13 protein-coding genes are annotated in these 14,680 nt (G+C 63.3%); 7 read left to right on the plus strand and 6 right to left on the minus strand.

The genetic code is table 11. The features are described from left to right. The first annotated feature begins 38 nt into the window (after window positions 1–38). From RAS12_RS03420 to RAS12_RS03435, 4 genes are read left to right on the plus strand one after another with little or no spacing between them, the layout of a single operon-like run. On the plus strand, window positions 39–833 hold the full coding sequence (locus tag RAS12_RS03420) for an ABC transporter ATP-binding protein (RefSeq protein WP_306951290.1): 795 nt from the start codon (window positions 39–41) through the stop codon (window positions 831–833). After that, window positions 830–2,686, plus strand: coding sequence for an AMP-dependent synthetase/ligase (locus tag RAS12_RS03425; protein WP_306945128.1), 1,857 nt, complete (start codon window positions 830–832; stop codon window positions 2,684–2,686). Before RAS12_RS03420 ends, RAS12_RS03425 begins: the two co-directional genes overlap by 4 nt. Beyond that, the gene (locus RAS12_RS03430) at window positions 2,683–3,837 is read left to right on the plus strand and encodes a thiolase family protein (protein ID WP_306945131.1); all 1,155 of its coding nucleotides are present in this window, start codon (window positions 2,683–2,685) and stop codon (window positions 3,835–3,837) included. The genes RAS12_RS03425 and RAS12_RS03430 overlap by 4 nt, the downstream gene beginning before the upstream one ends. 6 nt (window positions 3,838–3,843) lie before the next feature. Beyond that, window positions 3,844–4,485, plus strand: coding sequence for a TetR/AcrR family transcriptional regulator (locus RAS12_RS03435; RefSeq protein WP_306945134.1), 642 nt, complete (start codon window positions 3,844–3,846; stop codon window positions 4,483–4,485). Between the two features lies 1 nt (window position 4,486). Here the strand turns inward: RAS12_RS03435 and RAS12_RS03440 are convergent, their stop codons facing one another. From RAS12_RS03440 to prfB, 4 genes are all read right to left on the minus strand, one after another. Next, window positions 4,487–4,807, minus strand: a complete 321-nt coding sequence (locus tag RAS12_RS03440) for a preprotein translocase subunit TatB (RefSeq protein ID WP_306945136.1) — start codon at window positions 4,805–4,807, stop codon at window positions 4,487–4,489. A 15-nt stretch (window positions 4,808–4,822) separates the two neighbouring features. Continuing rightward, window positions 4,823–6,346 carry a lysine--tRNA ligase gene (gene lysS / locus RAS12_RS03445; RefSeq protein WP_306945138.1) on the minus strand — a complete coding sequence of 508 codons (1,524 nt, stop codon included), beginning with the start codon at window positions 6,344–6,346 and terminating at the stop codon, window positions 4,823–4,825. 9 nt (window positions 6,347–6,355) lie between these two features. After that, window positions 6,356–7,111: an SDR family oxidoreductase gene (locus RAS12_RS03450; protein ID WP_306945140.1), complete on the minus strand. Its 756-nt coding sequence runs from the start codon at window positions 7,109–7,111 to the stop codon at window positions 6,356–6,358. Window positions 7,112–7,152: 41 nt separating this feature from the next. Beyond that, window positions 7,153–8,257 (minus strand): peptide chain release factor 2 gene (gene prfB / locus RAS12_RS03455; RefSeq protein ID WP_306945142.1). Its coding sequence is split into 2 segments (ribosomal slippage): window positions 7,153–8,175 and window positions 8,177–8,257, totalling 1,104 coding nucleotides; the frame shifts between segments, so codons are not numbered across the junction. A gap of 257 nt (window positions 8,258–8,514) precedes the next feature. Here prfB and RAS12_RS03460 point away from each other — a divergent pair. After that, window positions 8,515–9,825, plus strand: a complete 1,311-nt coding sequence (locus tag RAS12_RS03460) for an MFS transporter (protein WP_306945145.1) — start codon at window positions 8,515–8,517, stop codon at window positions 9,823–9,825. Between the two features lie 108 nt (window positions 9,826–9,933). On the opposite strand, the gene recJ is transcribed toward RAS12_RS03460, so the two are convergent. Next, on the minus strand, window positions 9,934–11,634 hold the full coding sequence (gene recJ, locus RAS12_RS03465) for a single-stranded-DNA-specific exonuclease RecJ (RefSeq protein ID WP_306945147.1): 1,701 nt from the start codon (window positions 11,632–11,634) through the stop codon (window positions 9,934–9,936). Next, window positions 11,616–12,560: a hypothetical protein gene (locus RAS12_RS03470; RefSeq protein ID WP_306945149.1), complete on the minus strand. Its 945-nt coding sequence runs from the start codon at window positions 12,558–12,560 to the stop codon at window positions 11,616–11,618. The genes recJ and RAS12_RS03470 overlap by 19 nt, the downstream gene beginning before the upstream one ends. A 178-nt stretch (window positions 12,561–12,738) precedes the next feature. Here RAS12_RS03470 and RAS12_RS03475 point away from each other — a divergent pair, with 178 nt between their 5' ends. Next, entirely contained in the window at window positions 12,739–13,971 is a 1,233-nt protein-coding gene (locus RAS12_RS03475; RefSeq protein ID WP_306951292.1) for a lipoprotein-releasing ABC transporter permease subunit, read from the plus strand. Next, window positions 13,964–14,653, plus strand: a complete 690-nt coding sequence (locus RAS12_RS03480; protein ID WP_306945151.1) for an ABC transporter ATP-binding protein — start codon at window positions 13,964–13,966, stop codon at window positions 14,651–14,653. Before RAS12_RS03475 ends, RAS12_RS03480 begins: the two co-directional genes overlap by 8 nt. The last annotated feature ends 27 nt before the right edge of the window (window positions 14,654–14,680 follow it).

Genomic DNA, 14,680 nt, shown 5'->3' on the forward strand with positions numbered 1-14,680 from the left:
ACGCGCAAGCATTGACGGCTGCCGCGGCGACGGCCGCAGTGCTCGACATCAACAATATCGAGGTCGTCTACAACAAGGCGGTGCAGGTGTTGCGCGGCTTGTCCCTGTCGGTGCCGGCCGGCAGCATCGTGGCGCTGCTGGGCAGTAATGGGGCCGGTAAATCCACGACGTTGAAAGCGGTTTCCGGTTTGCTTGACCTGGAGGATGGAGCGCTGGTGCGCGGGCGGATCAGCTTCAATGGGGGCGACACGGCGGGCGCCAAACCGCAGAATCTGGTGCGGGCGGGGCTGGCGCATGTGATGGAGGGGCGCCGGGTGTTTGAAGACCTGACCGTAGAAGAGAACCTGGTTGCGGCTACCTATGCATTGACCGGGCGCAAGGGCGCTCGCGTGGACTTTGATCTGGTGTACGGCTATTTTCCGCGCCTGTTCGAGCGCCGGCGCGGTCTGGCGGGTTACCTGTCTGGGGGCGAACAACAGATGCTGGCGATAGGCCGCGCATTGATCGCGCAGCCCCAGCTGATGCTGCTGGACGAGCCTTCCCTGGGGTTGTCGCCGATGCTGGTTGAAAGCATTTTTTCCATCATTGCGCGCATCAACGCCGAGCAAGGTGTATCGATGCTGCTGGTGGAACAGAATGCGTCGGTGGCGCTGGCTGTGGCGCACTATGGCTACATCATGGAGACGGGCAAGGTGGTGATCGACGGCACTGCTGACAAGTTGGCCGCCGACCCGGATGTGCGCGAGTTCTATCTGGGCGTGGGCGGCACCGGCGAGGCACGGGGCTTTCGCGACATCAAGCACTACAAGCGCCGCAAGCGCTGGCTGTCATGAGCGCGCACAACATGATCCCGGCGATTGATGAGGCTGTCTGGCCTGCGTTGACATTGCCCCAGATGCTGCGCGAGCAGGCGCGGCGTCAGCCCGCGGCAATTGCGATCCGGCAGAAAGACTTTGGAATCTGGAAGCCGCTGTCCTGGGCGGACTACTGGCAGCGCGCCTGCCGCGTGGGACTGGGCCTTCGGGCACTGGGCTTAAACCCCGGAGGGCGAGTCGCCATCGTGTCCGAGAACCGCGTGGAATGGCTGCTGACGCAGTTGGGCGCGGGTACGGTCAACGCTGTGGCGGTCGGGGTGTATGCCACCAGTCCGGCTGAAGAAATGGGTTATGTGCTGGCGCACGCGGACGTCGAACTGGTGGTGTGCGAAGACCAGGAGCAAACCGACAAAGTGTTGCAAGTGGCAGACCGTCTGCCGCTGCTTCGCCGCATCGTCATGATGGAGACGAAGGGCTTGCGTTCGTATGGGCCTGCCGAACGCGAACGTATTGTGACGTTTCATGAAGTGGAAGCGGACGGAGCCGCGCGCGAAGCAGGCGAACTGGCGGCGTTGAATACGTTGCTGGACGGACAACGCCTGGATGACACCGGCCTCATGATCTACACGTCCGGCTCCACCGGCAAGCCCAAAGGCGCGATGCTGTCCTACCGCAATATGCGCGGCGTGGCCCCGGGCATCGCGGACAGGCTGGGGATGGACGGGCACAGCGTGCATCTGTCTTATCTGCCGTTGTGCCATGTGGCGGAACAAATGTTGTCCACCTTTGTGCCTCTTTACTTGGGTACGCAGGTGAACTTTGGCGAGTCCATACGGACGGTGCAGGAAGACCTGCGCGAAGTGGCGCCGACGATCTTCCTGGGCGTGCCGCGCATATGGGAAAAGCTGCATGCGTCGATCTCGATCAAGATGCAAGAGGCTGGCCGCTTGCAGCAGTGGCTGTACCGCCATGCGCTTGCGCAGTGCGCGCCGTTCCTGGAGAAATCGCGCGCGCAGTATTCCTTGCGTGAACGGCTGACTCATACGTTGTGGTATTGGCTGGTGCTGCGCGCTTTGCAGAACTTCATCGGGCTACGGCGAGTGCGCGTGGCGATGACCGGCGCTGCGCCAATTCCGCCAGACGTGGTGCGCTACTTTCGAAACCTGGGCGTGCCACTGGTGGAGGTTTATGGTCTGACCGAATCTGCCGGCATGATTTTTGGGCAGCATCCCGACCGGGTGAAAGTGGGCACGGTGGGGGAGCCCATTCTGGGCGTGGAGTGGAGGATGGGCGACGCGGGCGAGCTGCTGGTGCGAGGCGAAATGGTATTTCAGGGCTACTACAAGAACCCGGATGCGACCGCTGACACCGTGCGTGACGGCTGGCTCCATACTGGCGACGTGGTGGCCGAGGTGGACGGCCGGGTGCGTATTGTTGATCGCTTGAAAGACATCATGATCACGGCGGGCGGCAAGAATCTGACGCCGTCGGAGATCGAGAACGCGGTCAAGGGTAGTCCGTACGTAAAGGAATGCATCGTGATCGCCGACGGAAGAAAGTACGTGTCGGCGCTGATTCAACTGGAGTTCGACACGGTGGGCAAGTGGGCCGAATCGCAGCGCATCGCCTTCACGCATTTCCGGTCATTGGTGGAGTGTCCACAGGTGCGCGCGCTGGTCCAGCAGGAAGTCTCGCGCGCCAATGCGGGGCTGGCGCCGGTATCGCAGATCAAGCGGTTCCACCTGCTGACGAAAGAGCTGGATCATGACGACGGCGAGGTCACGGCAACGATGAAGGTCAGGCGCGCCAGCATCTATCGCACCTATGCCGTGGAAATTGAATCGCTTTATGCAGAGGAGACCACGGTATGAATCAAGCCGTCATCGTGGAAGCAGTACGCACGCCGTTCGGCCGCCGTGGCGGCTTGTGGGCGGAGACCCGGCCGGACACGCTGCTGGCTCAAACCGTGGATGGATTGTTGGCGCGGGCAGGATTGCCGGGCGAGAAAGTCGAAGACCTGATCGCTGGCTGCGTCAGCCAGGCGGGCGAGCAGGGCGCCAATGTTGGGCGTCTTGCCGTCATGTTGTCGAGCCTGCCCGACAGCGTGCCCGGCGTGGCGCTGAATCGTATGTGCGGTTCCAGTCAGCAGGCGGTGCACTTCGGCGCCCAGGCTATTGCCGCGGGCGACATGCGTTATGTGGTGGCGGGAGGTGTCGAAAGCATGAGCCGGGTGCCTATGTTCCTGGACGTGACCTTGGGCCAAAGCGCGTTTCAGGGATTTGAATCATTGAACCCTGCGCTACTGGAGCGCTACCCCTTGATCCATCAAATTGAGAGCGCGGAGCGGATCGCGGAACACTGGGCGTTGTCGCAGGCGGAAATGGACGCGTGGGCACGCGAAAGCCATGCGCGTGCTTGGAGCGCGGCTCGAGCCGGGCTGCATGCGGAGTTGCTGATGGGGCCGCAAACCGCCGTGCATCGGGATGAAGGCATACGGGAACAGACCGACGCTGCGCGCATGGCGGCGATGGCGCCCGCGTTGCGGCCGGTGGGCCAAGGCGGCGTAACCGCTGCCAATGCCAGTCAGCTGGCGGATGGCGCGGCAGCGGTGCTGCTGGCCGATCGGGATACTGCGCTGGCTGATGGCTTGCGACCACGCGCGCGCTTCCTGGCGCGGGTAGTGGTGGGGTCGGACCCGGTGATGCAGCTGACGGGCGTAATTCCGGCCACGGAACGCGCGCTGGCGCGTGCGGGTCTGCAATTGCGCGACCTGGACTGGATTGAGATCAACGAAGCGTTTGCCAGCGTCGTGCTGGCGTGGCAACGCGCCACGGGCGCAGACCTTGCCCGTGTGAATCCATGGGGAGGCGCGATCGCGCATGGGCACCCGCTGGGGGCCACGGGTGCAGGGTTGATGGCCAAGATGCTGGCGGGGTTGGAGGCCACGGAAGGGCGGTTGGGTATGCAACTGATGTGTATAGGGCACGGTATGGCGACTGCGACGATTATTGAGAGGCTGTGAGGCCCCATGGGCAAGCTTGGGACTGCTGCGGCACGGGACGACGGCGCGGATTCTGAACGCCGTCGTGAGCTGGTGCTGACGGCTGGCCGGCTGTTCTGCAAGCACGGCTATGAACGCACAACGGTACGTGAACTGGCCCGCGCCGTCGGACTGCAATCCGGTAGTCTGTTCCACCATTTCCGCAGCAAGGAAGAGATCCTGGTGGCGGTAATGAACAATGGCATTCAGGAAGTGCTTGATGACGGCGAGCGCGCGCTGGCGCATTACAAGGCGCCTGCCGATCGTCTGGCGGCGCTGTTTCGCGTTCATATGTGGAGCATGTTGCAAGGCGCTGGCGGCGATGCGATGAATGCGCTGGTGTATGAATGGCGCAGCTTGTCGCCGGGCAGTCAGTCAACGGTGAAGGAACTGAGTGATCGCTACGAGGCGATGTGGCAGTCGGTGGTGTCGGGCGCGGTGAGCGCTGGCTTGATCAAGGGCGATGCGCGCGTCATCAAGCGCTGTGTGTTGGGCGCGATGAACCTGACGGTGCAGTGGTATAAGCCCGGGGGGCGTTTGGCGCCGGCCGCGTTTATAGATGCGATGTTATTAGCGCAGTTGCCTGCTCTGCCGGAGGGCGCCGGCGCGTGGCCGCTGGAACCGCTTTGATTCAACCCCGGCGCTTCAGAAACGCGCCGACCGCGCAGGCAATCGCCAGCGCCAGCAAAGAACCCGACACAGGCAGCAGAAAATCCGCTTCGCCACGGTATCCGCCGCCGGTCACGCCGCCGGCGACGCCGCCCATCCACAGCAGGGCAGAAAGCACAGAGCCGGCCGCGGCCAGCGCCGTGGCGATGCATAGCGCGATGAATATCGGCCGGCGTGCGGGCAGGGGTTGGTACGGCGCGGCCGCTTGAACGCGGCGGGGTTGCTTGATCCAGTAGATCACCCCCGCCACGATCAGGCCCAGCATCAGGATCTTGAAGATCATGACGCCAGTTGCCGCTTAGTCTTCACGGCGCAGGTGCGGGAAGAGGATGACGTCACGGATGCTGGGGCTGTCGGTCAGCAGCATGACCAGGCGGTCGATGCCGATGCCGCAGCCGCCCGTCGGAGGCATGCCATATTCCAGCGCGCGGATGTAGTCCGCGTCATAGAACATGGCTTCTTCGTCGCCTGCATCCTTGGCTTCGACTTGCGAGCGGAAGCGTTCGGCCTGGTCTTCGGGATCGTTCAGCTCCGAGAAGCCGTTGGCGATCTCGCGGCCCGTCATGAACAGCTCGAAGCGTTCGGTGATGCCTTCGCGGGTGTCGGAGGCGCGGGCCAGCGGCGACACTTCGACCGGGTAGTCGATGATGTAGGTCGGGTTCCAGAGCTTGGCTTCAGCCGTCTCTTCGAACAGCGCCAGTTGCAGCGCGCCCAGGCCGGCGCGCGACAGCACGGGGCCGTCTGCGTGTGCGCCCAGCTTCTTCAATTCGGCGCGCACGAAAGAGATATCGTCCAGCTGCGCCTGGGTGTAGCCCGGCGCGTACTTGAGGATGGCTTCGCAGATGGTCAGGCGGTCAAACGGCTTGGACAGGTCCAGTTCGCGTTCGCCGTAGGTCAGGACGGCGCTGCCGGTGGCCGAGATGGCGGCCTGGCGGATCAGTTCTTCCGTGAAGTCCATGAGCCAGCGGTAGTCCGCGAAGGCTGCATAGAATTCCATCATCGTGAATTCGGGATTGTGACGCGGGCTGACGCCTTCGTTGCGGAAGTTGCGGTTGACTTCAAACACGCGTTCGAAGCCGCCCACGATCAGGCGCTTGAGGTAGAGTTCCGGCGCAATGCGCAGGTACATTTCCATGTCCAGCGCATTGTGGTGCGTGACGAAGGGCTTGGCCGCCGCGCCACCCGGAATCGGGTGCAGCATCGGGGTTTCCACTTCGAGGAAGCCGGCGTTCAGCATGAATTGGCGGATGCTGCCCACGGCCTTGCTGCGCGCCTCGAACGTGCGGCGCGTGGCGTCCGTCATGATCAGGTCGACGTAGCGCTGGCGGTAGCGCAGTTCTTGGTCGGCCACGCCATGGAACTTGTCCGGCAGCGGGCGCAAGGACTTGGACAGCAGGCGGGCGGTGGCGGCGTGCACCGACAGTTCGCCCTTGTTGGTCTTGAAGACCGACCCTTCGATGGCGATGATGTCGCCAATATCCCATTGCTTGAACGCGGCGTAGTTGTCTTCGCCCAGCGTGCCGCGATCCAGGTAGATCTGGATGCGGCCGGTGCTGTCTTGCAGGGTGGCGAAGCTGGCTTTGCCCATGACGCGCTTGAGCATCATGCGGCCGGCGACCTTGACGGTGACGGGGGCGGCGGCCAGGGCTTCTTGCTCTTGGCTGTCGTATTGGTCATGCAGGGCCGCAGCGCGTGCGTCAGGCACGAAATCGTTGGGGTACGCGACACCGGTTTCGCGCAGTTTGGCCAGCTTGGCGCGCCGTTCGGCGATCAAGCGGTTTTCATCCTGGGCGGGGGCCGGAGTGGTCGAGTGGTCGGTCATGGTCGGGGATCAGTCGTAATTGCGGATGTCGTCGATTTCGGTGGTGCCGAAATCTTCGCGGTCCAGGTAGGCGAGGATGCGGGAGGCCACGTTGGCGGGCGAAGTCAATTTGCCCGTGGCGTGGAAGTCCTGGAATTTGGCAAGCGCCGGGAAGCTTTCCGGGTCGCTGGAACGGATGGCGACCTGCATGTCGGTGTCGACAATGCCGGGCGCCAGCGCGACGATGCGCGCGCCGTCCGTGCCTTGTTCTTGCTTGACCACGCGCGAGTACATGTCGAGCGCGGCCTTGGTGGCGCAGTACACGCCCCAGCCGGCGTTCGGGTTGCGGCCCGCGCCAGACGAAATGTTCAGCACGCGGCGGTCGGCTTTCAGGTCTTCAACCGCGGCCAAAAAGCGTGCCGTCAGCAGCATGACGGCGGTGACGTTCAGATTGAAGGCGGCGGTGATGGCCGCGCCGTCGATCAGTGCGTCAGTGCCCGCGATGGGATGCACGGTGCCCGCGTTATTGATCAGCAGATAGCGCTTGGCATCGCGCGGCAGGGCCGCGCAAATGCGTTCGGCTGCGGCTTCGGCGGCTTTCAAGTCCGAGAGGTCCACGGACAGCTGTTCCAACTGCACGTCTTGCGAGCGTGCGTAGGCAGCCAGTTCGGGGTCTTCGCGGCGCGCCAGCGTAATCAGGCGGGTGCCCGGTTTGGCCAGGCCGCGCGCCATGGCGGCGCCAATGCCGCGCGATGCGCCGGTGAGAATTGCGATGGTATCGGACATTCGTGGACCTCTGGGTGCGGTGAGCGGAAGTATCGCGAGACTTAAACGCCTTGCTTTAGGCTGGCCTGGATAAAGGGGTCCAGGTCGCCGTCCAGCACTTTCTGCGTGTTGGAGATTTCAACGTTCGTGCGCAAGTCCTTGATACGGCTTTGGTCCAGCACGTACGAACGGATCTGGTGGCCCCAACCCACATCGGTCTTGGAGTCTTCCAGTTTTTGCTGTTCGGCCATGCGGTTGCGCATTTCCAGCTCGTAGAGCTTGGATTTCAGCATTTGCATGGCTTCGGCACGGTTACGGTGTTGCGAGCGGTCGTTCTGGCACTGCACCACGATGCCGGTGGGCATGTGGGTCAGGCGCACGGCCGAGTCGGTCTTGTTGATGTGCTGACCGCCCGCGCCAGAGGCACGGTAGGTGTCCACGCGCAGGTCGGCGGGGTTCACATCGACTTCAAAAGAATCATCGACTTCGGGGTAGACGAACACGCTGGCGAACGACGTGTGGCGGCCGCCGGATGAATCGAACGGGCTTTTGCGGACCAGGCGGTGCACGCCGGTTTCGGTGCGCAGATAGCCAAAGGCGTATTCGCCTTCGATCTTGATCGTGGCGGACTTCAGCCCGGCGACTTCGCCTTCGGACTCTTCCAGGATTTCAGCCTTGAATCCCTTGCGCTCGGCGTACTTCAGGTACTGGCGCAACAGCATCGACGCCCAGTCCTGCGCTTCCGTGCCGCCTGCGCCTGCCTGGATATCCATAAAGCAGTTCAGCGGGTCGGCCGGATTGGAGAACATGCGGCGGAATTCCAGGTCTTCGAGCTTTTCCTGGTAGCCATTGGCGTCGAGTTCGATGGATTCCAGCGTGGAGTCGTCGTCGTCGGCCTTGGCCATTTCAAACAATTCGTTGGCATCCGCCAGGCCCGTGCCCAGGCCCGTGAGTGTTTCCACCACGGTTTCCAGCGCTTTCTTTTCACGGCCCAGGTCTTGAGCGTGCTTGGGGTCGTTCCAGACCGCCGGGTCTTCGAGCTCGGCGTTTACAACGTGCAGGCGTTCAGCTTTGGCATCGTAGTCAAAGATACCTCCGTAGAGCCTGTTCGCGCTCCGCGTAGTCGGCGAGGCGGGCTGCGAGCTGGTTCTGACGTTCGGCTTCCATGATGATCCTGTCCTGATGACTTTTGTGCGAAACCTAGCATTTTACCGTGGATGGACGAACTACGCGGGCGGGTGTTGCAAGACAGGGGACGGATCTGTTTCTAGGGGTTTGCGTGTAGAGGGCAAGGTTGTTCAGTTTTTTGTCATCTCGCGGGCTCTAGGCTAGTCGTCGCGGCCGTTGTGTCCCCGTTGAGGGACCATGGACCGCAACACGCCGGCAATCCGCCGGACTATCCCGCCAGAGGACAGGAGACACAGATGGACAACACGATGACCCCCGGGGTCACGCCGGCGATCCCGGCGAGTGAAGAGGACCGCATCTACCGCAAGGTGGGATGGCGGCTGGTGCCGCTATTGGTGGTGTGCTACGTCGTGGCCTACCTGGACCGCGTGAACGTGGGCTTTGCCAAACTGCAAATGTTGCAGGAGCTTCAGTTCAGTGAAACGGTATACGGGCTGGGCGCGGGCATTTTCTTTATTGGCTACTTCATTTTCGAGATCCCCAGCAACATCATCCTGCACAAAGTGGGGGCGAGGGTCTGGATTGCGCGGATCATGATCACGTGGGGGATTATTTCCGCCTGCATGATGTTCGTGACCAGCGTGCACATGTTTTATGCGCTGCGCTTTCTGCTTGGTGCGGCTGAAGCGGGTTTCTTCCCCGGCATCATCCTGTACCTGACTTACTGGTATCCGGCGGCCCGGCGCGGCCGCATCACGACGTTCTTCATGACTGCCGTGCCCATGTCCGGGCTGATTGGAGGCCCGATCTCGGGCTGGATCATGAGCACGTTTCATGGCGACCATGGCTTGTCAGGCTGGCAGTGGCTGTTCTTGCTTGAAGGGATTCCGTCGGTTGTCATCGGCGTGCTGGTGCTGATCTATCTGGACGACCGCATCAACAAGGCCAAGTGGCTTACGCCCAATGAAAAAGCCGTGTTGATCCGCAATATCGCGGCCGAAGAGCAGCAAAAGGAAGATCCGCCGATTCGCGCTGCGCTGACGCGTCCGCGTGTGTGGGCGATGGCTTTGATCTACTTTTCGTTCGTGATGGGTCTGTACGGCGTGGGTTTCTGGATGCCGACCCTGATCAAGAGCACGGGCGTGCAAAGCCCCATGATGATCGGTCTGCTGACGGCGATTCCCAATCTGTTTGCCGTGATTGGGATGATCCTGATTTCGCGCAACTCAGATCGTCTCCGCGAGCGCCGCTGGCACGTGGCCTTGCCGGCGTTGTTTGGCGCGGTGGGACTGTTCTTTTCAGCAGTCTGGAGCGGTAATACGGTGCTGGCGATTCTGGCCCTGACCGTGGCGAACATCGGGATTTGCACGGTGCTGCCGCTGTTCTGGAGCCTGCCGACGGCCTTGCTGGGCGGTACGGCTGCCGCAGCGGGGATTGCGCTGATCAACTCGGTGGGTAACCTGGCAGGCTTTGTCAGCCCGTATCTGGTGGGCTGGCTGAAGGACATGACGGGCACGACCAATACCGGCTTGTATATGCTGTCTGGGTGCCTGGTGATTGGCGCGCTGGTGGCGCTTGCGCAACCAGCGAAGCTGGTGAACAAGTAGGGTGGATGCAGCGCGGCAGGCCCGGAGAAAAACCAGGTCTGCCGCGCTTCACCCTTCGAACGAAACTCGCATTGCCGGTATTCCCGGCAGTGCCTCACACCGGCAGTATTACGCCGCGTGTTCAATCACCAGTTGCACCGACACCATGCCGTTCCAGACGTTTTGCTCCAGACGGTAGGCCGCCTGGATGTGGTCGGGCAGGGACTGGTCGTGGCCGAACCAGATTGCGTCAAAGCGCTGTTGACCGCGTTCCAGCGACAGTTTCAGGTGCTTTTCGCCAACCAGACGTTGGCTGCGTACGGTGAACTCGTCCAGGAACAGCGGCGCGGCAAAGCCTGCGCCCCATACCTGTTGCTGCAACATGCCCGCTACCTCGGCGTTGGCGTATCCCGTTTCCAGTGAACCATCCGTCTCGATGACGGGTTCGAACGTATCGCGTCCGGTCAGTTCGCGCACGGCGGCGTCGAATGCCGGGGCGAAGGCAGGAAAATCTTCTCGGCCCAGGGTCAGGCCAGCTGCCATCGCATGGCCGCCGAATTTGCGGATCAGGTTGGGGTGACGTTTGGAGACCAGATCAAGCGCGTCGCGCAAATGCACGTCGGGGATGGAGCGGCCGGACCCGCGGATCTCGTCGTCGCCGGCCGGCGCAAAGGCCAGGGTCGGGCGCCAGAATTTCTCTTTCAGGCGCGAGGCGACGAGTCCCACCACGCCTTGGTGCCAGCCCGGATCGAACACGCAGACGGTCGCGCCCGATGCAGCATTGGGTTCTTCCATGGCGGCCAGCGCCTGCTCGCGCATCTCGGCTTCAATGGTGCGGCGTTCGCGGTTGATGTTATCCAGCTCGCGCGCCATTTCCAGCGCCTGGGCTTCGTCGTCGGTGGTCAGGCAGGCAATGCCCAGGCTCATGTCGGCAAGCCGGCCCGCCGCGTTGATGCGGGGACCCAGCGCGAAGCCCAGATCGAAACCATTGGCCGAGCGCGGCTCGCGGCCGGCTACGGCGAACAGCGCCCGCAGACCCGGTTGCAGCCGGCCGCTGCGCATGCGCAGCAGGCCTTGCGTCACGAGCAGGCGATTGTTGGCGTCAAGCTTGACCACGTCGGCCACCGTTCCCAGCGCCACCAGATCCGACAGCGCGTCCAGGCGGGGTCCGCCGTCGGCCGGGTAGACGCCGCGGCGGCGCAACTCGGCGCGCAGGGCCAGCATCATGTAGAAAATGACGCCCACACCGGCCAGGTTTTTGGACGGAAATCCGCAACCGGGCTGGTTGGGGTTCACGATGGCCAGCGCGTCGGGCAGGGTGTCGCCCGGCAAGTGGTGATCGGTGATGACCACGCCGATGCCGGCTGCGTTGGCGGCGGCGACCCCGTCCACGCTGGCGATACCGTTATCGACGGTGATGATGATGTCGGGTTTGCCGCTGCGATGCTTGACGGCCAGATCCACCACGGCGGGCGACAGGCCATAGCCGGTTTCGAACCGGTTGGGCACCAGGAAATCGACGTCGGCGCCCATGGCGGACAACGCGCGCAGGCCGACCGCGCAGGCGGTGGCGCCGTCACAGTCATAGTCGGCCACGATCAGCATTTTCTTGCCAGCCTGCAAGGCATCGGCCAGGACGCCAGCGGCATGCGCCGAATGGGTCAGGCCAGCAGGCGGCAGCAGCGAAGGCCAGGCGAGCTTGGTCTGTTCAGGGTGCGTCACGCCACGGGCGGCCCACAGGCGAGCCAGCAAAGGATGAATGCCCGAGGCTTCCAGGACGTGGCAGGCGGCCAGGTCGGCCGAGCGGATGGTTAAGCGGGGTGTGACCACCAGGCGCTCCAGTTTTTCTTGGGCGCGGGGAGCAAGCCAAGCAGGCCCCCGCGCGGTTTCAGGGTAAGGGCGGCCGTGCGGTCGTCGCCCAGCAGCAGGAGTTCAGTCGGCGTGCCGGGCAGGCCCTTGTTGCCGGCAAGGGGGCGCAGATGCTGCGCGTCCAATTCCGCCAGCGCGTCCAGCCAGGCTGACCAGTCGCCCGCTCGTTGCGGGACGTCCAACCCGGTCAGTACGAGTTCCGGGCCGGCCGGGGCGGCAGTCCAGGGGGTGCCGCCGCCATATAACCACAGCGCGTTGACAGGCGGCAGGCCACGTTCGGCGCGGGCGTCGTTGACGGGGTGTTCATGCCACGCCATCTGGATTTCGTTCAGCAGGCGGCGCCAAGGGCGGGTTTCGGTGTCTTGGCGCCACCACTCATTCAAACGCTGACCGGCAACGGCCGTCGGCGACGCGGTCTGGGGGCGCAGCCCGGCGGGCAGACGCAAGCGCCAGCGCTGCGGCGACAGCTCATCCACCGCAAAGCCCGTGTCCTCGAACAGCGGGCGGGCGGTATCCAATAGCGCGGCGGATTCTTCGGCGCGCAGATCCATCATGGATGGGTCGAGCAGATTGGCCTGGTCAGCGCCCAGGGCCAAGTGCACCAGTTCGGCCAGCCAGACGGCATCGCTGCCAGCGGCGTGATCCGCTGCCAGCAGTGGTCCAAGCCCAGCGCCTTGCAGCAGGCCGGCTTCCGGCGTGTAGCCGGCGCGGCTTAACTGCCAGGACTCAAAGGCGGTACAGCCGTGCGCCCGCAGGTCGAAGGGGGCGGGGCGCGCAGTGGCGGCTTTCAGCCAGCCGTGCAGCGTGGGCGCGCGTTCTGGCAGCAGTTTGGCCAGTTCGGCGGCAACAGGAAGGGCGGGCAAGCCGCCCGGAATGACGATCAGCATGGCGGGGATTGTAGTCCGCGCCGGACCGGGGAACTAAGCGGCGCCGCCAACTGCCATAGGTTGATACGCCTGGTCGTGGAACCGCACATTCGCGGCGCGATTTACAAGCCGTTAATGCCATAATGCGCACGTGCTGAAAATACCCTACGAACTCTGGATAGGCGCCCGCTATGCCGGGTTGGCCCGAATCCGCCAGCGACGCGGGCGCCGCGATCGTTTCATCTCGTTCATTGCCGCCAGTTCCATGGCCGGCATCGCGCTGGGCGTCGCCGCCCTGATCGTGGTGCTGTCAGTAATGAACGGGTTTCAAAAAGAAGTGCGCGACCGTATGTTGTCCGTGTTGCCGCACATTGAACTCTATATTCCTGGCGCCTTGCCGGAACGGGTGCTGGAGCAATGGCAGCAGTTTTCCGATGCCGCCAAGCAGAACCCTGAAGTCAAGGCGGGCGCGCCCTTCGTGGCGGCGCAGGGAATGCTGGTGCGTGGCCAGGCGCTGCGCGGCGTGCAGGTGCGAGGCATCGACCCCGCCACGGAAGGCAATGTCTCGGACCTGCCGCGCCAGATGGTGTCGGGCAAGCTGACCGACCTGAAACCGGGCGGTTTCGGCGTGGTGCTGGGCAATGAACTGGCCGATGGCCTGGGCGTGAAGCTGGGCGACACGCTGCTGATGATGGCGCCGCAAGGCTCGATCAGCCCCGCTGGTTTCGCGCCGCGTATGCGCCAGTTCACTGTGGTGGGCGTGTTCTCGTCCGGCCACTATGAGTACGATTCGTCGCTGGCATTTGTCGACAATGAAGACGCGGCCCGCGTGTTCCGCGAAAGCGGCACGGCCGGTGTGCGTTTGCGCATTGCCGACATGCAGAAGGCGCCGGAAGTCGCGAACGAACTGAAAAGCGTGCTGCCGCCTTATGTGATGGCCAGCGACTGGTCGCGCAATAACCGCACCTGGTTTGCGGCCGTGCAGACCGAAAAGCGCATGATGTTCCTGATTCTGGCGTTGATCGTGGCGGTGGCGGCGTTCAACCTGTTGTCGTCGCTGGTCATGGCCGTGAAAGACAAGCAGTCTGACATTGCCATTCTGCGCACGCTGGGCGCGGGTCCGGGTGAAGTCGCCCGAATCTTCCTGGTGCAGGGCGCGTTGATTGGCGTGATCGGCACCTTGTTGGGCGTCGCAGGCGGCATTGTCATTGCCTATAACGTTGACGTCATCGTGCCGTTTATTGAACGTCTGCTGGGCGTGCACTTCTTGCCGCGTGAAGTCTATTTCATCAGCGCCTTGCCGTCTGATCCGCAAATTGGCGATATCGTCACCATCGGCCTGACCTCTCTTGTGCTGTCGCTGCTGGCGACGCTGTATCCCAGCTGGCGCGCCTCGCGTCTGCAACCCGCACAGGTGCTGCGCCATGATTGATTCCCTGACCCCCGCGCTGCAGGCCGACAATATCGTCAAGGTTTATGACGAAGGCCCGGCCCGAATTGAAGTGTTGAGCAACGTCACCCTGTCGGTGGCGCGCGGTGAAATGGTTGCGATTGTGGGAGCGTCGGGATCGGGCAAGAGCACCTTGCTGCATATCCTGGGCCTGCTTGATGTGCCGACGAGCGGTTCCGTTTCCGTCGATGGCCAATTGGCTGTCGGGCTGTCCGAAGCCAAAAAGAGCGCGGTGCGTAATAGCAGCCTGGGCTTTGTTTACCAGTTTCACCATCTGCTGGCCGAGTTTTCGGCGCTGGACAATGTGGCCATGCCGCTGATCGTGCGCCGCGAGAACCGCGACAAGGCCCGCGAAGCCGCGCGCGAAGTCCTGGCTCTGGTTGGCCTGGCTGCCCGCCAAGATCACTTTCCTGGCCAGTTGTCGGGCGGTGAACGGCAGCGAGTGGCGCTGGCGCGTGCGCTGGTGACGCGGCCGGTGTGTGTGCTGGCCGACGAGCCTACGGGCAACCTGGACCGGAACACCGCGCACAAGATGTTTGAACTGCTGACCCGGGTCAATCAAGAGTCGGGCACCGCGTTCGCCATCGTGACCCACGATCCCGAACTGGCCGGCCGCGCGGATCGTCAATTACTGATGGAAAACGGCCGCCTGGTATCCGGTTAAGCGTTGCGGGTGGATAATCCTGGCAAG

The organism is Achromobacter seleniivolatilans, assembly GCF_030864005.1.
GTDB classification, from domain to species: Bacteria; Pseudomonadota; Gammaproteobacteria; order Burkholderiales; family Burkholderiaceae_B; genus Achromobacter; species Achromobacter seleniivolatilans.

Excerpts from the sequence above, each read along its gene's own strand:
- RAS12_RS03460 (WP_306945145.1), top strand. The coding sequence starts at position 8,515 with ATGGACAACACGATGACCCCCGGGGTCACGCCGGCGATCCCGGCGAGT.
- RAS12_RS03450 (WP_306945140.1), bottom strand. The coding sequence starts at position 7,111 with ATGTCCGATACCATCGCAATTCTCACCGGCGCATCGCGCGGCATTGGC.
- RAS12_RS03440 (WP_306945136.1), bottom strand. The coding sequence starts at position 4,807 with ATGATCTTCAAGATCCTGATGCTGGGCCTGATCGTGGCGGGGGTGATC.
- lysS (WP_306945138.1), bottom strand. The coding sequence starts at position 6,346 with ATGACCGACCACTCGACCACTCCGGCCCCCGCCCAGGATGAAAACCGC.
- RAS12_RS03425 (WP_306945128.1), top strand. The coding sequence starts at position 830 with ATGAGCGCGCACAACATGATCCCGGCGATTGATGAGGCTGTCTGGCCT.
- RAS12_RS03470 (WP_306945149.1), bottom strand. The coding sequence starts at position 12,560 with ATGCTGATCGTCATTCCGGGCGGCTTGCCCGCCCTTCCTGTTGCCGCC.
- RAS12_RS03480 (WP_306945151.1), top strand. The coding sequence starts at position 13,964 with ATGATTGATTCCCTGACCCCCGCGCTGCAGGCCGACAATATCGTCAAG.
- RAS12_RS03430 (WP_306945131.1), top strand. The coding sequence starts at position 2,683 with ATGAATCAAGCCGTCATCGTGGAAGCAGTACGCACGCCGTTCGGCCGC.
- RAS12_RS03435 (WP_306945134.1), top strand. The coding sequence starts at position 3,844 with ATGGGCAAGCTTGGGACTGCTGCGGCACGGGACGACGGCGCGGATTCT.